Source organism: Epilithonimonas sp. JDS, assembly GCF_021261315.1.
In the GTDB taxonomy this organism is placed as follows: Bacteria; Bacteroidota; Bacteroidia; order Flavobacteriales; family Weeksellaceae; genus Epilithonimonas.
Window position 1 is genome coordinate 281,285 of the sequence record NZ_JAJSAX010000004.1, and the last position, 21,205, is coordinate 302,489.

Sequence of the window (21,205 nt, forward strand, 5' to 3'; positions counted from 1 at the left end):
TTATTGAATAACTTAGTTTTAGTAGCTAATATCACACAGAAAAAATTAGGGGAGAAAAATAGGGAATTTTTTTATAACGAAAGATGAATAAAAATGACGAATTAAATCTGATAAAATTACATTATAAAAAAAGAAAAACCCTCTTATACAGAGGGTTTCTTAAAATTTCAAGAAAAGTTCGATTTTCTTTGAAGTGGTCCCACCTGGAGTAAATTTGGTTTTTAACTATTTTTTATTTATTTTTACTACTGATTATCAGATAGTTACAATAAGCTTTAATAGGTTTTAATATGCATTAATTGAATTCTGTTTAAGCTTAGCCCCCCTTTCAGCCCCCTATTAAAAAATAGTTAAAATGAGATATTATTTTGAATTGAGAAAAGATAAAGTTAATCTGAACGGATTGATTCCAATGCGGTTAATAGTTAAAAATTGCAATAATAGAATCAGAAAAAACTTAACGACTAAAACGTTACTTGATGATTGGAATAATGAGCTACAGATAATTATCAATCATAAGGGAAATCCGTTTTATGAAGATTATGAAATGTTCAACGAAATTATAGCTACCGAAAAGAAAAAGGTTGAAAAAATATTTTCTTTTTTCAAGTATAATGAAATATCATTTACTGAAGCTTTATTCAACGAAAAATATGATGACAGTGAGATCAAAGTTGCAATAGGTTTTTTTGAAGCTTTTGATGAATATATCAGAGTTTCCAAGCTCACAAAAACAAAAGGAACAATCACAAAATATGGTTCTGTGAAAAATTTCCTGATCGCATTTGAAAAGAGCACAAAATTCGAGTTGAGACTGGACAATATTGATTATCAATTTGAGGAGGTTTTTATGGACTACTGCTATAATAAGAGACAAACATTGAATAACTACTATGCTAAAATTGTCAAAACATTAAAGGCATTTTTAAATTGGGCGTTCGAAAGAGGATATCACAGTTCGTTAAAGTTTAAGAAATTAGCGGCTAAAGAAGATGAAATTGAAGTTGTGTATCTCACTGCAGAAGAGCTAATGCTACTTTATAACCATAAGTTTCAAAATGCTTCCATGGAAAGAGCAAAGGATATGTATTGCCTTCTTGCTTTAACCGGACAGAGACATTCTGACATTTATGATCTAAATGATGTTTCTGTATCTGGCGACTATCTAACTTTTGCAGTTAAGAAAACTAAGACAGTACAGCATCAGGTATTTTTAACAGAACTAGCAAAGAGACTAATTGCGAAATATGAGGATACAATTTATTACCCCATCCCCAGAATATCCTCACAGAAATTAAATGAAGCAATTCAAAAATGCTGTGAAGAAATTGGTCTTACCGAGGAAGTTCAATTAACACGTTATTGCGGCTCAAAAAGATTTGACGAAACATTTAGAAAATGTGATATAATTACAAGTCACACTGGAAGAAAAACTTTCATAACCAATAGTTTATTTTTAGATATTCCAGAGAGGATTGTTAAGGCACAGACCAATTCTAAGGATGAAAAAAGTTTTAGACGATATGTTAAAATTTCAGAACAACATCATAAGCGAGAATTAGATAAATGGAATGTGCTAGCAAAAGAAAATAGTTGAGTTAAAGATAAATAGCGTAAACTTACAATATTAGTAAAATAACAATATACTATTCAGCCAAGTATATTAATACTTGTAGTATGGCCATTTACGGTACAATGAAGTAAATAACAGCCAATGTACAATCATCCCTATCGTTTTAGTGAATTTTGAATGTAATAAAATTAAAAAAAATGGCTAAATTTACTAAAGACATCTCAAAAAAAGTACCTGAAGAAAAAGTGCAGGTTGAAGTTAATATAGAAGATATTCTGTCTCCTTTGTATTTCCCACCGCCAGAAGATCAAATGCGTCAAAAAGAAGTTGCTGAAATGTTTAGTACAACAGTTCAAACAATTATAAATTGGTCTACGGCTGGAAAGATTCCTACATTCAGAGTAGGTAAAGTTCCTATCTACTCGCGTAAACTTTTAATCTACATTGCTAGAAATAATAGAAATCTTTTAAAATCATAAAATATTAGTTGCTGACTGACATTCCAAATTCTGAAAATTTTTGAAAGCATTTTATCAACAAATCATATTTGTATAAATTACTTAAAACCTTGATTAGAATATGCACCTGTGATTGACCCCAGGTGCAGTTTTCGAACAATTTTGTAGAGGATTTGGATAAAATTGCCAGTCTTTCATCGCTCAATTATTAAAATAATATTTTAAAACTCGAGTTAACAAATTTTTAGTCGTAGACATATTATCGATGTCTATATATATTTGTTAATAGCGAGTTGATATGGCATAAAGCAAATTGTAATAATTAATTAAAGAAATTAAATTATCTTTAAATTTATCAATTATTAAAACTAGTCGAATGTCGCCAAAACTACACAATGATGAAATAGAACGTCAAGCTAATAATTTATTGAATGACACTTTATCTGAGCTGTTCAGAAATAAGAACTACAAATTAATAGATAATGAATCTGGTAGAAGGGAAATCGGGACAGATTTTTACTATCAAGTAGTTGATAGAGAAACATTAATTGATGAAATATCTTTTGTTAATCAAAACAAAGGAAAAAATTCTATAGTAAAGCCAAATAAAGACACCAATTTTATTTCCTATCCTTTAAAAAGTTTGAGACATCCTTTTTCATGGTATCACAAAGTATCGGAACCATTTGTATTTACCCTTTGTGATATCATATCAAATAAAATTTATTACTATTTTATTCAAAATGATGATACTATTCCTAACAGAATAAATGAACAGAAAAATAAAAATGTAAAAAATTTTCAAGTATATATTCCGAAAGATAATGTTCTTAACGAAGAAAATTTTGACAACTTTCTTGAAGAAATAAGGATAGCTAGAGTTAAACAAGTAGAAAAATTACACGGAAATTTATTTGAATCTCATAAATCAGACTATTCTGTTTTTAGAAAGGAAACTGAGGGATTGCTCATTATAGATAAGCTATCGTACATAATTGAAAAATTTGAGTGTATAAAAGTAATTCCGAAAAATATATTGAGTGAGATAATGTATTATACTTTTGGGGAAGGCACTTATGTTGGAGATATGAGTATATCTACTGACAATGAGGATTTTTATAACTTTATTAAAAGTATTCAGGCAAATCGGAGAAAAAAATCTTATGGAGTTTCAAGTAATCTTAAACTTGTTGAAAATCAAAAGGATAAATTAAAATTAATTATAAGTTTCTTTACTGCTAATGCAATTAAACATATATTTTTTCGAGGTAGACGGCTAGAAGAAGGAAATAGGTTTTGCATCCATAACCTCTTCATTTCCGGTACTTGCAATTGTGAAAGGTGTACTTTTGAAAGACTGGATATTAAGAAAACGGAGGATCTCTTAAAACAGGATAAATCTAATTATTCCGGATATGAGAAACTAAGAAAAGCCTATGCATCCTTCTTGTTTGGAGACGTGAAAAATTCAATAGATGTACTTTTGGATATCTATAAGAATGAGGACAAAAATGAAAAACCTGTAACATACCTTACTGCAAAATTAAATCTGTTGGAGCTGAAACAGCTACCTGAAAATAGTTTTCATTTTGATGATGATATCAAAAAGAAGCTTTTTGATATCGAAGATAAGTCCGAAGAGAAATTCATTCTTGATAAAGCACAACATTTCTTAGATATTTATAAAACATTAAGGGATTTTCGATTCGTTTATAGAAATATTATTTATATAGACAATTTACTTTTTGAATTACAGAAAACAAGACTTAATGACAAACAAGGTGGTTGGACTTCTGACAATCAACTCTTTGAATTGCAAAGCAATTTTACAAGGATACATAATTTCTTTGAATTCAATTTCATTATTTTAAATCAATATCAAGAATATGAACAATTATGTCGAAAAATATTAGAAGGTTTTTTGATTATTTATACTTTGAAAAATCCTGATTATGAAAAGTACAAGTTTAATTTTCAAATTATTAAAATGTGGCTTTTCTATGTTAAGAATAAAGATGCTATTTTTTTGTTAAACAAGTACGGTATAAAAAATATTACTTTAGAGCATCCAAGCTTGATTTTAAAACAATTCAATATTTATATTGACAATTTAATAAAATCCAATGCGAGTATAGAAAGAAATAAAAGTAATTATAGAATGGTGCAACGTATCAGTAATACTTTTCAAAATTACTGCCTAGCTATTTCTCTTATTGAAATTGATGAAATTAATTTAAATATCCTATTCTCAAAAATATTACGATTTGTAAAAATTAATAAAATTGAAAGACTCTCTCCTATTGCTGATTTGACCAGAATTGTATCTGGAAAAACGCATTCAATTTCAAAAGACAACTTGTTAGCAGTTATTAAATTCGGCATCAATAATGATTTGAGAATACCTAATTCTTCACTTGTTGCAAAATATTACTTTGAAAAGGCAACCCAAGAAGAAATAATTGATGTAATAAAGCAAATGAATGGTATTTCAAACATTACGAATATTGATCTTTCTAAAAAGGATAATTATTTTAAATATTGGTATGGACTAAGCTTCTTAGATGATGAGTTACAATCTATGATTAAACAAAAAGTTATTAGAGAATTAGAAGAAAATTTTAATCCTGAATTGTTTAATACAGCTGTTATTCTTGACACTATTAAGCCTCAATTAAATGACAATTTATTGGAGAAATTCATTGAGGGAATTCCTAATATTTCTCGAAACAAAGATAGAGATCCATTTGGTTCACCAGATAATTTTTTACTTGACCAAGTGATTAATATTTTTTATAAATTAGAGTTACCATTTGAAAAATTGGAAAAATATATTGATTATAATATTTCTTCCAAACAGGAATATTACAATTGGCTCATGCACTTAGATACATTTGATTACTCAAAATTTAATCCTTATTGGTTAATAGGAAACAATCTCAAATATTATGTTAAAGCATTTAAAAAGTCCAAACCACTGCTTAGCCATCTAAAAAAATATCTAAGAAAAAATTATGACAGTGAAATTGCTAAATTTTACTTTGAGAATTTGACTTAATGAAATATCTTTGAGATTAACCCAAGTACAATTACATTTAAATTTAATTATTAATTGATATAGTCCCTATTGAAGAATAATAAATAGTTTTGTAATAATAATTCTAAATTTCAATTTCGATAGGAACTTCAATAATATTTTTTACTGTTGTGTAAAGTTCAATATCTTGTGCAGGTGTGTCAAGTGATATAATTAAAGAATACCGGGTTTCATTTTCAACTTTTTCCAGATTTTTCCTTTCACGCCACCATCCAATAATAGGGTATACAGCTATATGATTGCAAGTTGCCAAATCAGCAGCAGTTCCTTCCCAAAAGTCAGAATGCAATGAACCAGTACTACGGTTATTTACTCCTATAGCCCAACGTTGACTACCAGTATTTCCATTTACTTCTTCATTTTCTTCCCTTGCAGCAATATTGATCCGTCTTCTAAATTCATTTTCTGTTTCACCTACATTATTAACATCAAAACGTAATCCATGCGATTGATAACGATATTTATCTTTCCATCCAATTTCACCAGCCCCTGGTTCAATAAAATAAGACAATGTAATTATCAGTTTTACAGGTGTTTCACCAAGATCTAATAACAAATCTTTTGCCCAAGGCAAATTAAAGAAATGAATTTCATTAGTCTCAGGAACAGTAGTTCTTTCTTTATAACTGAAAGGCTGAATAGTTTCTTGTGCAATGTATGTCAAAGCACTTTCCTGACTGTAGAGAGCCCGATCTAAATTTGGGATACCAAAACCAAAAGTTCTTAATAAATTTCTAAAACTTGTTCTATTCCCTTCCACAACATTTAACTGAGCAATCATCGCAGTATTCCAGTCTGCAGAATGAATCATTAAACCTCTGATTGTTTCAGCCCAAGCTTCAGGATATTCATAAGCTATCTTTGCAGCAAACCACGAGGCCTGTGCTGTTGCTGCACTCGTTGCCCATATTGTATCAAAATATTTCCTTGTATTGAACTGTTTTGAAGTAGATAACAACTCCAAATTTTCATGTCCTGTAATACTATTATCTGGTGCTCTTAAAAGGTTTCCTCCTTCAAAAACCACATCTGGCCTAGACGCCCATTTTCTTTCCCAAATTATTGAAGTAGAACTATATGGTGAAAGCTGCCCTTCATCAGCAATAAGAATGTAATTCTGAAAGATAGGATCGTTTAATTGAATTTTCTCAGTATATGCCCCTACTACCAGAGCGTTCCACGCTTGGGCTGGATTTTGTACAGATGATGTATAGTTTGCATCTGGATAGTTTTGCCAAGATTCTTCGTCACTGACATTACCAGCAGAAATTATTATCAGCCTTTGATTTTGTCCTTCGCCATAAGCTAAATTATCAATTGCTCCTGACCATGAGGATGGCCTTCCTCTGTTGGTGTCTTGACTTGAAGTGACCGCCATACAATATATCAAAATCATATTTGGATTTTGAATTTCAGCTCTTGCAATGGCTTGCGCAGTTATATCACCCCATAATTCTCTCGGATTTTCGCCATGACTAGGCAGAATTTTTACTGAGCATAACTTATGTGTTAATGAGACTTGATTTTGAGAAATAAGCACTTTTTCCATCTGCCCATAACCAGCTAGTCCTGCCATCAGTGTTCCATGTCCTGCACCATCTGCGTGGTCGCTTGTTCCCCACGCGATATCAACACTTAAAGTATTTGCATCATCTATAAGCGGCTGCAGTAACTGATGTCCATTATTAACCCCTGTATCCAAAATACAGATTTTTACATTTGTATCTACAACCTCTGTTCTCTGAACCAAATCATCAACCCATACCTGTTGTTCAATACGACTTTCGTTAACCCAAAAGCCAGCTGGTTCCTGTCCAATACGGAACTCAGCTAACAAGTCACTTTGTTGCATCAGCTCTATCAACTGATCACGACTTGCATTTATTAATAGAACAGCTCGTTCAGGAAAGATAATGCTATTATTTTTTACTTCAATACCAATATTTTGAGCAGTAGTAAGAAACTTTAAAATTTGTTCCTGTTCCTTACTTTCTTTTGTATTAATATTAAGCCAAGCTTCGCACCATCTAGGATTTTCGTTTGGAATTAGCTGTGGATTATCTGTCCATAATCCCTCCAATAATGCAATGCTTACATCTTCAATACTATTAACTAAATCAGAATTAGAAGGAGTTATTTTGATTTCTATATTTGGAAAATGTCTCAAAATATCAGTTGCAAAATTTTCCTCTTGTCCAACTGGTAAATCAATTGATGCTTTAGTTCTTTGTGTACCAGCAATAACAACATCTTTTATTGTTTTTAACTGAATACTATTTCCAAGATTATTCACACTATTAATCACATTATCATGATTCACTTGGCTTGGAAATATTATAGTTGTATTATTTTTTGAGCTGTAGGAATTAATTTTACTTATAAATAATCCCTCTTTTCCATTAGGAACATAAACAGTTGCCCTTATCTGGACTTGACTTTCTCCAACCGTAATTTCTTTAACATTTAGTAGTCGAATATTATTCCTGAAATCTTCTAAACTTTTAGTAATTAAATCATGGTTAGCTGCACTTGTAAACTGAATATATGTTCCTTCTTTCGTGGAAATTTGATTAGCTGTCCTTGTAGCCTTTATTTGGTCTTTTTGTTGCCAAATCAAATCAAATTCTTGAAGTAATTTTTGACTTTGAGATGCTCTATCACGTATAGGAATGCGTGGACCTGAACCAATTTTAGATTGAGCTCTATATTTTTCACTAGTTACATTTCCCGATATGAAGATGTGCTTGTATGCCATTCAAAAAATTATTTATAATAGGCTGCATTACGGTCTTTAATTGCTTTTAAAATTAACTGATTATTCATCGGTTGTCCTTCATTTAAAATCGTCTCTTTAATAGCATCGATACAGGCAAGTGATATTTCTGCGTGGCTTAAACCATTGATATCTGGTAATAAATCTTTAAATTTTATTTTCCTTCCAAATTGAGAAAGTCTATTTTTTAACAACTCTTCTTTTTCTTCTAAGCTGGGAAGATTGTATAAAATCACATCGTCAAATCTACGGAAAAGTGCTTGGTCTAAAAGTTGTTTGTTATTGGTGATTGCAATGATAAGACTTTCAGAATTATCTCTTTCAATAAATTGAAGGAATGAGTTTAAAACTCTTCTCATCTCTCCTACATCATTATCCCTGCTTCGTTCACCTCCAATCGCATCGAATTCATCAAACAAATATACACCTTGACGTTGTTCAATTAAATCAAATACTTGGCGCAGCTTAGCACTAGTCTCTCCCATAAATTTTGTCACCATTTTATCCATTAAAATAGTGTAAAGCGGTAGATTTAATTCATTAGCAAGAATAGATGCTGTTAAGGTTTTACCTGTACCTGGAGGACCAGAAAGCAAAATTTTTCTACGATTCTCTAAATCGTGTTTACGAAGTTTGTCTCTTTGTATAAATTCAGAAATTATACGATTTATTTTCGACTTAATATCTTCAGAAGAAATTATATCAGAAAGATTGACAGCAGGTACATTTTCATGAATTAAACCCTGTAAATCAGATGAAAATACTTTAGTTTTATGTTTTACTTCTTTTGCCTTATCTATAATAGTTTTTATTTCATCAGCAACAATAGTGTGTCCCAACTTAGCTTCGTGAGCTGCAACCTGCAAAGCAATAGTTGTAAACCTTTCGGGCTCATTATTATAATGTGACTTAATTAGAGATATTATGTATTCAGCTTTTGCCATTATAGCAAAATTACACATTTTTCCGATAGAATTCCATTTGCATTTCAAAAATCAAATCAATACTATTTAAAATGTAATTTTCAACATCATATCTATGAAAACAGCATTAAACTTGTCCGAGTAATTACAGACGAACGAAAAGGAAACGGATATTCCTTGCCTCAGAAGAAGGACATATATTGAAATATTGTAAATGTGACAGTATCGAAGTCAATGAATTTATCGTGAAGACTACTCTGCTAAACTTCAATCGACCTAAGTGGAAGGAAATATTCTCCTAAATTAAAAATCAGTCATTAGGAAACTCAAAAGACATACTCTTTCTTTGTTGTTAAATAGGGAATACTTTCAATTAAAAATTCAAAGTTATCATTGGTCAGTACCTGTGCACCATAGCTGAGCATTTCTTCTGCCCATGAGATCTTATCGTTGAGGACATTTTCCATGATCAGCAATTGTCTGCCTAGACGAAGCGCTTCCCAACCTTGATGTTTTGTGCCGCTTTTCTCACTGGCCTCAATAATAATCGTAGCATCACTTATCAATGCCATTGTTCGGTTTCTAATAGGGAAACTTTTTGGTATTACGGGATAGTTTTCAGGGAACTGCGAAATCAGCAAATGATTTTCAGCAATAAAATCCTGAAGGTCTTTATTTTCAGCAGGGAAATATTTATCCAGAGGTGTTCCGATAACTCCGATGGTATGACCATCAAATTCAATGGCTGTATTATGGGCGATCGAGTCAACTCCTTCCGCTAAACCGCTAACGACAGTGATATCATTTTGAACCAATAGCTTTGCGATCTTCCTTGCTCTTCGTACACCAAGTTCAGACACCTTCCTTGAACCAACAACCGCTACCCTTCTTCCATTTTCCAATAACGAAAAGTCCCCTTTGTAAAATAACTCTTTGGGACTATTTTTCTTCTCAACAGTGGTCAGTTTGTCTTAATATTCGTTAAAAGCATTGATCTGCATAGGTGTTCAAGATTAAAATGAATAATGTAAATATAGTTTTTTTACCCTATAAATACAAATTGAAAAATATTATTAATCATGTACAGTAGTACTACAATAATTTAAAGAGAAGTCATATTTCTCATAATAAACCGGTAAAAAGGCAGCTAAGGTATATCGGTCATCCATTTATTTCTTCTCCCAGCCAAAAGACTACGGCATAAACGGTTTCCTCCCTGAAGGTACCCTCCAATTATTCCGTTTCCTTTTGGCTTTCCCCTTTGCCCGCTAAAATTATCTGCTTTCTTTTTTCCGGTTTTTCTTTTGAAAAATATTCAGCGAAGCCCAAGGGCCTTTCAGAGAAAGGACGGAGAAAAGATTGAGAACAGATCAAAATTTAAAATCTTAAAACCCTACGATTATGAACATTATCGGAAGACTGACAAGGGATGCGGAAGTGCGCAACCTGTCAAATGAAAAACAGGTAGTCAATTTCTCAATTGCTACGAATGACAACTATCGCAACAAGCAAGGCGAACGAATTGAACAGACCACGTATTTCGAATGCGCCTACTGGATATCTTCAAAAGTGGCGGACTTTTTAACAAAGGGTACTTTGGTAGAATTAAGCGGTAGAGCTTACACGTCCGCATGGTTAGGAAAAGACGGAGAACCTCATGCAGGTTTAAATTTCCACACCTCACAGATTAAAGTTCACAGCAGTAGTAAAAGAACTGAAAGTAAATCTATTGAGTCCAACAAAACAGATAAGAAAGAAACTTCTAAATCAAAATCTATAGATACCGACAAGGATGACGACCTACCATTTTAAAACTATCAAATACAATTTTATAAAATTCAAAATATCAATATCATGGCACACAATTTAAATTTCAATAACAGAACAGGAAAATATTCATTTATCAGCGTAAAGGAAAAAGCATGGCACAACCTGGGGCAGATCGTACAGGAGTACCCCACAAGTGAAGAGGCTATAAAATTTGCAGGACTTGACTACGAGGTCGAAAAGTCTCCTCTATTTACAAAAGGTGCAGGCATCATAGAAAATGACAACGGCATAGAAATGATCGATTCACAATTGGAAGTTCCCAACTACTTTGCCAATATACGAACTGATAACAACACCGTTTTAGGTGTCGTTGGAAAAGATTACCATATCGTACAAAACCGTGAAGCCTTTTCATTTTTTGATGCTATAGTAGGCAGTGGAAAAGGAATTTTATACGAGACCGCAGGAGCTTTGGGAAATGGCGAAAGAATTTTTATTACCGCCAAACTACCCGATTATATTCGTGTTGGCAACGGTGACGATATTACAGAAAAATACATTTTCCTTACCACCTCCCACGATGGAAGCGGAAGCATTACCGCCGCCTTTACCCCTGTTCGCATTGTCTGTCAAAATACCTTAAACGCTTCGCTAAAAAATATGAGCAATGTGGTGCGGATCAGACATACCGCAGGAGCAAAACAACGCTTGGAAGATGCCCACAAATTGATGGGACTAGCCAATAAATTAAGTAATGAATTGGAAAACACTTTTAATCATTGGGCAAAAATAACGGTTGGTGATGATGAAATGAAGAAGCTGATCCAATTGGCACTCTGCCCCAACAAGGAAACCTTGCAACATTTGCAGAAAGGAAATTCTGAGGAATTGTCAACTGTTTTTAAAAATACCGTTGATGATGCATTTGCCTACGCCATGATCAGCGAAAGCCAGCAAATGGATACAACCAAAGGTACTTTGTTTGGCGCTTACAATGCTGTTACAGGATATTTTCAGAATGTCAGAAATTACAAGGACAACGAAGCCAAACTTCAATCCATTGTCTTAGGAGGGACGGCACAATTAAAGTCTAAAAAGGCTTTTGACCTATGTCAAAATTTCGCCCGATTTGGCGCAGAAACTATAATCATGAATTAACAATGTTTTAAAAATTAAGTACGGGAAATTTAAGTCTCTGCCGTACAGGAGCAACACCTATGAAATTCAATATTGTCAACGAGATAAAATTAAGTTATTCAAGAAAAGGTAATTCTGAAAAAATGGTCGGTAGTTCGCGAGATGCCGTTGAGGTCTTCCGTCAGCATTTCGATCCTGATGAAATGGATTACCGAGAATCATTTTTTGCCCTATACTTAAATCAGGCTCATAAAGTTTTAGGGATAAGGAAAATTTCCGAATCGGGAATTTCTTCGACGGTTGTCGATGTTCGAATCATCATGCAGGCGGCACTCCTTTGTAATGCTTCGGCTGTTATTTTGGCACACAATCATCCTTCAGGGAATTTGAAACCTTCCGCTGAGGATCTTAAAATCACGCAGAGCATTAAAAGTGCATCCGAATTCCTAAACATTAAATTACTGGATCATTGCATTCTGACGTCAACCGGTCATTTATCATTTGCCGACGAAGGTCATCTATAAATGAATTTATATTAATTGCAAAATACACGGCAATAATTTTTATTGTCGTGTATTTTAAGATCGGGCGAAAAGACAATTCCTTCCGGTGGTCGGAAACGTCTTTTCGCAGTTTGAATAGATACAACTCCTATGATCACCTCGCTAAAGACCCAACGCTTCATAAAAGTTGTGGATCCTAAAAATCGATGTCCTATCGATAGATCGGAGTTGCTAAAATATTTCCTAATTATTTTCCTTGTTTTTATTGTAAATGTAAAAAGCGGCTTGGTTTAAAACCAAGCCGCTAGAAGTCAATTAAAAATTTTAAGATGCATTGTCAAATTCAAAATCTACTCTTCTTTCATTTCCAAAACTATCCTTGATCCAAATACTGACCTGATGGGATTCTTGAGCTTTAGATGTATAGTAAAGCCTGAATTCCTTTTGCTTCAATGGATACTCATCATTCTGGAGATATGGTGGGTCATTGTAATGTTGGAGTTGACCAGATCCTTCGTATTGAAAATAACGGAGGCTGTAAGTTGTCCCACTGAAATCGGAAGAAGTCAAGAGTGAGATCCGGATCTCCACCGTTTCATTTTCGGCTATTTTCCCAGGAACAGGCATTACTTGAACCTCAAAGGGAAAGTCCTGCTGAATCTCCAGACCCTTGTCCTCACAAGAAGTGAATACCAGACCGATCAGTAAAACCACCATCGGAAACTTGAATAATTTCAAGACATTATTGTTTATGACATTTTTCATTTATAAGTTTTTTAAAAGTTAAATCGCAATCCAAATCCAAATAGAGCTTGAAACTGACCAAGCTGACTTTTCTGCAAATAACGCAGCTGCCCATTGACCAGAAAGACCAAATGATGTGTAAGATAACTTTCCAAGGATAGTTTTCCACTTACACCGTAAATGAAATTACTGGTGGAATTAAGCATTGAGCCGTCGTATAGAATTTCAGTCCCTCTATTAATCTGCTCATATCCTACTAGCCCACCAATGCCAAGATTGACATTGAGATTTCGCATCAGATCTCCCCACATATAGAAGCTGTAGCCTCCGTTGAAAGAGAAAGTATCGATCGGGATATCGTAACGGGCATACTCGTAATACTTTCTGCTGTATTCGGCCAGTCCGAAAAGATAATTTCCATTTTTAGTGTAAGAAATAAGACCTGCACCTAAACCGTAATTTCGCTTTTCAGGAGACTTCGGAAATACCGAATATGAAATTTCGAATCCTTTTTGCTTGGGGATCATTTGCTGTGCAAAAGAATCAATACTAATGAGGACCAGCATTGCTGTCGCTAAAATTAAATGCTTCATATCAATTCGTTTTTATATTCAGTCCACTGATCAGTCTCGCATTGACAAGCTCTTTATTTTCAAGCTGGATCTTCTGATGCCTTCCGCCATTTTTTTCTAGGATCTCGATCTCCAAAACCTGATCCTTCAGCAGGGTAAACTGATCTAATAAATAAACTGCTGCTAGGTCAGAATGATGAGAAACTGTCATTGTTGGAAAATATACTCTGACAGGCTCTAACAGTTTGTCCTGAAGCACCGTTCTTTTTAAATTCTTCTTATCGACAATTTTGAAATTAATCAGGTCAATATCGTAAGACACGTTACTTCTGTTTTTAAGCTCCAAGGTGAAATAGAATTTGCTGTCATTCACGTGTAATGCCCGAACTGAAAACTGGATTCCATAGCTTTTAGAAGCGATATGCTTTATGGTTCTGTTGGTTTTCTTATACAGAGTTTGCATTATTAGCTCCGACAAAGAAGATGAACTTCCATTAAGATCTTCAAACAAGACATCCGCAGCATATTGCTTTTCAATGCTCCGTTCCTGCTTTAACAGATCATAACTGAGTGCATCCGGATAAGAACTGTAATACACATCAAAATTGTAAAACTTTCCGTCTTCAGTAATGACCGAAAAATTGGTCTCTTCTTCGAAATCCCTGACTGCCGACTTGATCCTAAGAACATTTCCGACAGGTTCTGCCTTGTTGGCGATCAGCAGATTACTCCCTAAGTCAACATATCGAATACGGGATGGAAATAACAGATGTGAGGTCTTATCATAGGTGACCTGTATTTTGTAAGGTTCTATTTTGGCCTCATCCAGTGGCAGATAGGAAGCAGTTGGATCCTGAGCCTGCGATCTGCCTGAAAAGAGCAGAAATACGATTATCAATAGATAATTGCTTTTTATTTTATTCATTTTATTGTTTTAATTGATTATAATTTTGGTACAAGAAAAACCTGATGTCCCGCTTTAACCTTTATTTTTTGTTGTCTGACCTGTTTCTGGAAATAGCCTGACAACCCCTGCAGCACACCCCTGCTCAAATCCGCTGCGATCTGCTGACCTGCCGACTGCGTCATCATAATATTGGTACCTGAAGTTTGTCCCATGCTACCCACTATATCAGTCACAGCATTTTGTTCCGGTGAGTACGGAACATACAGGCCGATCTGACCATCATTATCATAAACATTAATCTCTACAGGATAAATGCTCCCGTGATACTCGATTGATGAAATTTTCAACTGCAGTCTCCCTCCCTGGAATTTGCCACTAGCTTTCAGCAATGTTCCACTGGGAATTTCTGTACGACCTACAATCATATTTTCAGAAAGCCTGATGGGTAATAGACTTTCATTGGTTATTGTCATTGATTGCTGAACCATCCCTCGAATAGCATTCTTTGCTTGTCCTGTAGCATCGGTGTCATCTTGAATTCCGAACATTATTCTACGATCATCAAGTCCAGCAAGCAACGCGCTGTCCGATGGCTCCCTGTATAAAGAAGAGACAATATTTATGTGAGCTGATTTTACTGCTGTGAGCTGTACTTTATTTCCGGAAGGCTGCTTCACGTCGTCTTCCTCTGGTACAGGATCTTCCTGTTTATTACTTTGAGGTAGGTATTTCGCAGCCATTTGATAGGATTTTTCCATCAGCTCTAATTGATCACTGACACCAAGACTTGAAGGCGAAGTATTGTTCTGCAAAGCTTCATTCTTCAACCTGGAAATTTCTTTTCTAAGATTATTCACTTCCTGATCATCTCTATTGTAGAAGGAACTTAAGGTCTGTTGCGCATTGTGATAGCTGTTGACTGCATTCTGATCCGCTTGGGGTAAACCGTTTGGATGACCTGGCAATGGCGTCTGATCAGAATTCCGACCTATATTGTTGGTGTCACTCCAATAATCTGATAATGTCGTCATCGCATTTCTCTTTTCTTCATTTTTCTGTTCCAACAACTGCTGTTCGTAAGCCTTTTGTTTGTCAGATTGCAGTTGATCGTCCTTTGCCTGTGGTATCCCTGCATTAAAGCCTGGATTATCTGTAATTTTATTGTCCTTTGGTCTGAAAATGAGGTAAAAGCAACCGGCACAAATTGCGGCCATCAGTAAATAGATCAGGGGTTTCTTAATATGCTCCCACTTTACATTTTGGAGGCCTTGTAATCCCTGTTCTAATTGTGGTGAATCACCTTCAGTGATCTTGATTTTATTTGAATCTCTCATCGGTCGGCTTTTTAATGGTTGAACGTTCTTTGTTTTATTGTGCTGGTTTTTTCACAGTTATATGATCTGAAATGGTCATAATATGACTGATCGAAATGGTATTGGAATTATTTCCGGTTGTGTGAAAAATGCTGATAAGCATTAGCAGCGTGATAACAGCATAGCCTGCAAAAAACAGCTTGGTCAAAAACCTCTGTCGTTCCGCCGGGATCGACTTCCATTTTTTGTCTGCACTCAAAGTAAAGTGCTCTATTTTATCCCTTAATTTTTTCATTGCTCTGGATTTTAACGTTCAACGGTTTCAACATCTTTGTTTTCAATGACATTAAACTTCTCGATCGTAAATCCTTGTGGATTGCTGTCTGATCTCACTGAATTTACTAAGGAACAGTTGGTGATCAGACTTCGTATCGTCAGATTGCTGGATCGGATAATGAACTGTCTTGCAAAGGTCTTGACTGAATATGGGTAATTGTTAAAATCAGCCACAACACTGTCAACCTCTATCCTCTGCTGAATATTCCCTGAGATGATCCGGTTGTAATAGCCTTTCTCCTGCAGGTCCTTGTAGTAATCGAATGCTGACTGGTCTGCCAGATTAAAGGCTCTTTTGACATTGCTTTCAATAGCATTTTTATCGGGTGCCACGGTAAAGAACAGCTCGTGAAAACGCCTTACATGCTCCCTCGCTTCTACAGGCCTGTTGATCGACATATCCTGAGACAGCGCTACCATCAGTGATTTGCCGTTATCCAAGACGTATATCTTCTGTCGCTGATCTTCTGCAAACTGATAGGACTTGAAAACGACCACACCAACCACAGCAAAGCATAACACTGCAAAAACAAACGTAAATAAGCGGATCTGTTTGAAGCTGCTTTCTATATTTCTTAAAGTTTTGAATTCCATTGCTTAAGTATTTATTTTAATAATCTTCCTGAGATATTACCTGTGGCACTACCTGCTGCTGCCCCTGCAATATTGCCTGATTTTGTAGCGGTCTGGTTGACGTTCCTCATAAAATTACCGGCACCTCCTGCCTGAATGACCCATCCCGTAACCGTTGGAACCGTAAAGTATCCTATGACTCCGATGATCATATAGATGATGTAAACCGTATTGGAGGTATCAGGAATGAAATTCGGGTCTGCCAGCATCTCAATATCCCGCTCCAAAATGAGCGATTGAATTTTGGCCAGAATTGAACTGAAAATATCAGCCACCGGTAACCACAGATATACACTGATGTACCTGGTAAGCCATTGGGTCAACGTGGTCTGAAATCCATCCCATACTGAAATGGCAAAGGCAATCGGTCCCAAAATGGAAAGAACAATGAGAAAGAAGGTTCGGATCGTATCAATGACCAGAGCTGCGGACTGGAACAGGATCTCCAGAAACTCACGAAAACCATCCCTAATATCTTTCTTGATGTCAAAAATTTCTCTTTCGATGTACATTCCGGACATCGTCACCAGGTCTGACGGCGACCATCCCAGTTCATCAAGTTTTTTATCAAATTCCTCATCTGATATCAGATAGGCCATTTCGGGATTCCTCAGCATAGCCTCCCGCTCCAAAAGATCTTTCTTCTGTTGCAAATCGTTGAGATCTAAAACCTGATCTTCCAGCATCGAATGACTTCCCTGAACGATTGGGCTCAAAACCCCATTGATACTACCCAATACCAAAGTTGAGAAGAACATAATGCAGATACCGACGGCAAAAGGTCTGAGCATTGGAAACAGATCGATCGGTTCCGCACGACTGAGCGACTGCCATACCTTGATGGCCACATAGAACAGTGCTCCCAGCCCTGCGACACCCTTTGCCACGGCAGCCATGTCGGCACACAATGGCATCATCTCATCATAAACTGAACGAAGGACTTCGTGTAGATTGGTAGGTTCCATCTTACCAGTATTTTTGATTTGAAGTTCCGTAAAGATCCAAGACCCTTTGGGTATTGTTCTGTTTTTTTGCTCTCAAGTAGCTTACAGAGATATTCTTGTTCGTGTAGTAGCGCACCAGATTATGATATTCCTTCACTTCTTTGTAAACCCGGTCGACCACGTCCATTCTTTCTTTATCATTGAGCGAAAGTCCATTGGCTGTAATGATCTGCTGTAATTCTTTAAGAAGTTCGGTGCTTTCTGTTAGAAGCGCGGAATAGCCGTTTGCAATAGCCGTAAGCTCCTGAGCATTGAAGTTGGGATCGTTAAGCATCTTACTGAAATTGGTAACGTAGATCTCTGAGACATCGCCGACCATCAAGACGGTCTGCTGCACCTTCCTGGCATCTTTGACCAGATTGTTGATAGACTTCAGCTTGTCATAATATTCCTTGCCCTGTTCATATACTTTCTTCACTTCGTTGAAGTTCTTGACAACATTGGAAACCGTTGATGAGGTCTGCACGATCTCATTGGCAGAATTGAGGATTCCGGATGCCAGGTTGGCCGGATCGGTCACTACAAATTGTGCCTTTGCATAGTTGGCGGTAGCGAAAATGGCTACCATTGCTGTTTTAATGATTAAATTTTTCATTGTCGTAAATTTTAAATGATTGAATTATTTGTCTTTGGTCGGTTTGATTCTCTTGAGAGAGATCCTTTTGATAGCATGTTCCACATTGCCGTCAAGTTCAGAGGCCAGATTCATCACCTCCATTTTTTCAGTTTCTTCGGTGGTATAAGCAAGATATTCTTCGGTGGAAACTTCCGTCGCATAGACCGCGGAGTGTGTTCCGCCCAGTCCGATCCAGACTTCTTTGTAGAGTCTTCTCGGATCGTTGTTCATATTGATCGAAAGTACCTGAGCTTTTTCCTTATCAGTTAAGCCAAGCATCGCCTGGATGTCATCGAATTTGTTCATATACTTTCTCTGGTCCAAAAGGATCTTACAATCTGAATTGTTAATAATGCTTTCCTTGACGATCGGTGACTGGATGATGTCATCCACTTCCTGGGTTACCACGATGGCTTCCCCGAAGAACTTTCTGACCGTTTTGAACAGGTATTTGATATACTCTGCCATTCCTTCTTTGGCGATCGCTTTCCAGGCTTCTTCAATGAGAATGAGTTTTCTGATGCCCTTGAGCCTCCGCATCTTATTGATGAAAACCTCCATAATGATGATGGTCACGATCGGGAACAGGATCTTGTGGTCTTTGATCGCATCGATCTCAAACACGATGAAACGTTTCGACAAGAGGTCTAATTGCTTTTCTGAATTCAGCAGGTAATCGTATTCTCCGCCTTTGTAATATGGCTCCAATACATTAAGAAAGTTGGCAATGTCAAAGTCCTTTTCCCGGACTTTCTTTTGTTCCAGAACTTTCTGATAATCATCCTTGACATAGTCGTAAAATCCGTTGAATGACGGATGGTCATTATTTTTTTTGATCTGCTCAATGTATCCGCTCACCGCATTGGAAAGTGCTACCTCTTCTGAACGGGTCGGCGGTTCATCATCCCTCTTCCATAAAGTGAGGATCAGGGTCTTGATGCTTTCTCTTTTTTCGATATCGAAGACACCGTCATCGGTGTAAAATGGATTGAAGGCAATGGGATTGTCCTCGGTATAGGTAAAATACACACCGTCCTCCCCTTTTGTCTTTCCCTTGATGAGTTCGCACAAGCCCTGGTAAGAATTTCCGGTATCGACCAACAGTACGTGAGCACCCTGTTCATAATACTGCCTCACCATATGGTTGGTAAAGAAAGATTTTCCGCTTCCTGAAGACCCCAAAATAAACTTGTTCCGATTCGTGATGATCCCCTGTTTCATCGGAAGATCGGAGATATCCAGATGAATCGGTTTTCCGGTCAGGCGGTCGGCCATCTTGATCCCGAACGTTGAGGGTGAATCCTGATAATTGGTTTCCTCTGTAAAAAAACACAAAGCCGGCTCAATGAACGTGTAAAAGCTTTCTTCACTTGGGAAATCACCGGCGTTGCCTGGGATACCCGCCCAGTAAAGCGTTGCTGTATCCGTTGTATTATGGCGTGGCTTGCATTCCATCAACGCCAAGGCACTGCCGGTATCATTTTTCAGCTGTTTCAGTTCTGAAGGATTATCCGACCACGACATCACATTGAAATGCGCCCGGATGGATTGAAGACCATAAGAGTGTGCTTCATTGAGGTATTTCTCGATCCATTCCTTGTTGATCTGGTTCGCTCTGCTGTATCTCGCCAACGAATGCATATTCCTTGCTGACTTCTCAAATTTGGATAGATTCTCATCGCTGTTATCAATGAACAGATACTGATTGTAAATGTGATTGCAACTTAAAAGAAGACCAACCGGAGATGCGAAAGAAAGCAAGCAATCACTGCGGTCAGTACTCAGCTTTTCATAGCGGCTGTGTGATGAAACAGAACCCGGCAGATCATCTGTATCGGATAAGGTGTGCATACTGATTCGGTTGTTTCCAATACGCATTTCTTCCGATCCTAGCTTGATATCCTGCAAAGAGGGATTAGGTTCTCTTGATAAGGTCAGGTACTGTTCTAGTATTCCGGATTGTTCGGCAGTTCCTGAAATTTCATCTTCAGTCATTCTTTCTAGTTTGATGTAGCCGCTGTCATTCATAATTCTTTCAAACTGATCGATGGCTTCCAAAAAACGGCTGATCACCTCTTTGTCTTTGATCTCCTTTGGGATCAGCTTACCCTTGCAGAGGGATGAAAAGTTGCTCTGCATACGCATCCTCTCCTTACTGGTTTTCGTAATGAACAGATAGCAATAGTGGTTTAAAAATGGTCTCTCATTGAAATGTCTTTCAAAAGATTTTGACAGAAAACTTTGGTCTTCTCTGAAAAGGTCAGGGTTGTAGTTTTCCTTGATAAACCAATCTTGCTTATGCACAATAGTAAAATCTGGCAGAGTCTTGATGGCCTTAAACCATGCCGAATGCATCGCTTCATATTCAGCCGAGGCCACTGTAAACAGTTCAGGAAGTCTGACCTTAAAGCAAACCGTGACGTCCGCATCTTTTGAAATAATACAATTGTTTTCAATCGCAAGCAGCGGAAATTTACTCTCCAGGGTTGCGGCTTTGGAGGTATTTCTCATACTGATGCTTTTTGACGGTTGCTTTTCAGGTAGCGATAGATGCACTTTCGGCTGATGATATATTTTGGATGCTTTTTTTGAGCGCCTAATTTCATCAGTCCGTGTTCGCCATATCTTCCATTCAGTGAGAATGTCTGCCAGATCAGTATGGCACTACTTGCTCCGCCGATCATAAGGCAGAGATAGGTGTTGACACCAGCCATGTACATGACCATCACAAGTACGAGTATTCCCAATAATCCCCCTGCAAAAATGAACAGGTATTGTGCTTTTAATCCTTTGAACTCTACCGTTCTTCCGATGCCTTTGTTGATATGATAAGTACTCATAGTAACAAA

The 21,205-nt window shown here is 36.3% G+C and carries 19 protein-coding genes; 6 read left to right on the forward strand and 13 right to left on the reverse strand.

What is annotated here, in order from left to right; all coding sequences use genetic code 11:
* The first annotated feature begins 355 nt into the window (after positions 1–355).
* From LUD75_RS13520 to LUD75_RS13530, 3 genes are all read left to right on the forward strand, one after another.
* A complete protein-coding gene (locus LUD75_RS13520; RefSeq protein ID WP_232706265.1) occupies positions 356–1,597 on the forward strand; it encodes a phage integrase SAM-like domain-containing protein in 1,242 nt (413 codons plus the stop codon).
* A gap of 173 nt (positions 1,598–1,770) precedes the next feature.
* Positions 1,771–2,052, forward strand: coding sequence for a helix-turn-helix domain-containing protein (locus tag LUD75_RS13525; protein WP_232706266.1), 282 nt, complete (start codon positions 1,771–1,773; stop codon positions 2,050–2,052).
* Positions 2,053–2,407: 355 nt separating this feature from the next.
* Positions 2,408–5,086 (forward strand): hypothetical protein, encoded by a 2,679-nt coding sequence (locus LUD75_RS13530; protein ID WP_232706267.1) that lies wholly within the window; start codon positions 2,408–2,410, stop codon positions 5,084–5,086.
* Between the two features lie 103 nt (positions 5,087–5,189).
* Here LUD75_RS13530 and LUD75_RS13535 read toward each other — a convergent pair whose 3' ends face one another.
* The 3 genes from LUD75_RS13535 to LUD75_RS13545 form a co-directional block, all read right to left on the reverse strand.
* A complete protein-coding gene (locus tag LUD75_RS13535) occupies positions 5,190–7,880 on the reverse strand; it encodes a S8 family peptidase (protein ID WP_232706268.1) in 2,691 nt (896 codons plus the stop codon).
* 8 nt (positions 7,881–7,888) lie between these two features.
* Positions 7,889–8,842: an ATP-binding protein gene (locus LUD75_RS13540; RefSeq protein WP_232706271.1), complete on the reverse strand. Its 954-nt coding sequence runs from the start codon at positions 8,840–8,842 to the stop codon at positions 7,889–7,891.
* 305 nt (positions 8,843–9,147) lie between these two features.
* Positions 9,148–9,786, reverse strand: a complete 639-nt coding sequence (locus LUD75_RS13545; protein WP_262908213.1) for a DNA-protecting protein DprA — start codon at positions 9,784–9,786, stop codon at positions 9,148–9,150.
* A gap of 436 nt (positions 9,787–10,222) precedes the next feature.
* Here LUD75_RS13545 and LUD75_RS13550 point away from each other — a divergent pair, with 436 nt between their 5' ends.
* The 3 genes from LUD75_RS13550 (at position 10,223) to LUD75_RS13560 (ending at position 12,252) form a co-directional block, all read left to right on the forward strand.
* Positions 10,223–10,633 carry a single-stranded DNA-binding protein gene (locus tag LUD75_RS13550; protein WP_232706274.1) on the forward strand — a complete coding sequence of 137 codons (411 nt, stop codon included), beginning with the start codon at positions 10,223–10,225 and terminating at the stop codon, positions 10,631–10,633.
* Positions 10,634–10,675: 42 nt separating this feature from the next.
* On the forward strand, positions 10,676–11,749 hold the full coding sequence (locus tag LUD75_RS13555; RefSeq protein WP_232706275.1) for a DUF932 domain-containing protein: 1,074 nt from the start codon (positions 10,676–10,678) through the stop codon (positions 11,747–11,749).
* 122 nt (positions 11,750–11,871) lie between these two features.
* Positions 11,872–12,252: a JAB domain-containing protein gene (locus tag LUD75_RS13560; protein WP_232706277.1), complete on the forward strand. Its 381-nt coding sequence runs from the start codon at positions 11,872–11,874 to the stop codon at positions 12,250–12,252.
* 303 nt (positions 12,253–12,555) lie between these two features.
* On the opposite strand, the gene LUD75_RS13565 is transcribed toward LUD75_RS13560, so the two are convergent.
* Genes LUD75_RS13565 through LUD75_RS13610 form a run of 10 tightly spaced genes read right to left on the reverse strand, consistent with a single transcriptional unit; the run spans position 12,556 to position 21,196 of the window.
* The gene (locus LUD75_RS13565) at positions 12,556–12,996 is read right to left on the reverse strand and encodes a TraQ conjugal transfer family protein (protein WP_232706278.1); all 441 of its coding nucleotides are present in this window, start codon (positions 12,994–12,996) and stop codon (positions 12,556–12,558) included.
* An 11-nt stretch (positions 12,997–13,007) separates the two neighbouring features.
* On the reverse strand, positions 13,008–13,568 hold the full coding sequence (locus LUD75_RS13570) for a conjugal transfer protein TraO (RefSeq protein WP_232706279.1): 561 nt from the start codon (positions 13,566–13,568) through the stop codon (positions 13,008–13,010).
* Between the two features lies 1 nt (position 13,569).
* Positions 13,570–14,472: a conjugative transposon protein TraN gene (traN, locus tag LUD75_RS13575; protein WP_232706281.1), complete on the reverse strand. Its 903-nt coding sequence runs from the start codon at positions 14,470–14,472 to the stop codon at positions 13,570–13,572.
* A 17-nt stretch (positions 14,473–14,489) separates the two neighbouring features.
* Positions 14,490–15,788 carry a conjugative transposon protein TraM gene (traM, locus tag LUD75_RS13580; RefSeq protein WP_232706282.1) on the reverse strand — a complete coding sequence of 433 codons (1,299 nt, stop codon included), beginning with the start codon at positions 15,786–15,788 and terminating at the stop codon, positions 14,490–14,492.
* A 34-nt stretch (positions 15,789–15,822) separates the two neighbouring features.
* Positions 15,823–16,062, reverse strand: a complete 240-nt coding sequence (locus LUD75_RS13585; protein ID WP_232706283.1) for a hypothetical protein — start codon at positions 16,060–16,062, stop codon at positions 15,823–15,825.
* Positions 16,063–16,073: 11 nt separating this feature from the next.
* Entirely contained in the window at positions 16,074–16,697 is a 624-nt protein-coding gene (gene traK / locus LUD75_RS13590; protein ID WP_232706285.1) for a conjugative transposon protein TraK, read from the reverse strand.
* Between the two features lie 11 nt (positions 16,698–16,708).
* On the reverse strand, positions 16,709–17,701 hold the full coding sequence (traJ, locus tag LUD75_RS13595; protein ID WP_232706286.1) for a conjugative transposon protein TraJ: 993 nt from the start codon (positions 17,699–17,701) through the stop codon (positions 16,709–16,711).
* Between the two features lies 1 nt (position 17,702).
* Positions 17,703–18,335: a DUF4141 domain-containing protein gene (locus LUD75_RS13600; RefSeq protein WP_232706287.1), complete on the reverse strand. Its 633-nt coding sequence runs from the start codon at positions 18,333–18,335 to the stop codon at positions 17,703–17,705.
* A 24-nt stretch (positions 18,336–18,359) separates the two neighbouring features.
* Positions 18,360–20,867 (reverse strand): TraG family conjugative transposon ATPase, encoded by a 2,508-nt coding sequence (locus LUD75_RS13605; RefSeq protein WP_232706288.1) that lies wholly within the window; start codon positions 20,865–20,867, stop codon positions 18,360–18,362.
* The gene (locus LUD75_RS13610; protein WP_232706289.1) at positions 20,864–21,196 is read right to left on the reverse strand and encodes a DUF4133 domain-containing protein; all 333 of its coding nucleotides are present in this window, start codon (positions 21,194–21,196) and stop codon (positions 20,864–20,866) included. The genes LUD75_RS13605 and LUD75_RS13610 overlap by 4 nt, the downstream gene beginning before the upstream one ends.
* Between the last annotated feature and the right edge of the window lie 9 nt (positions 21,197–21,205).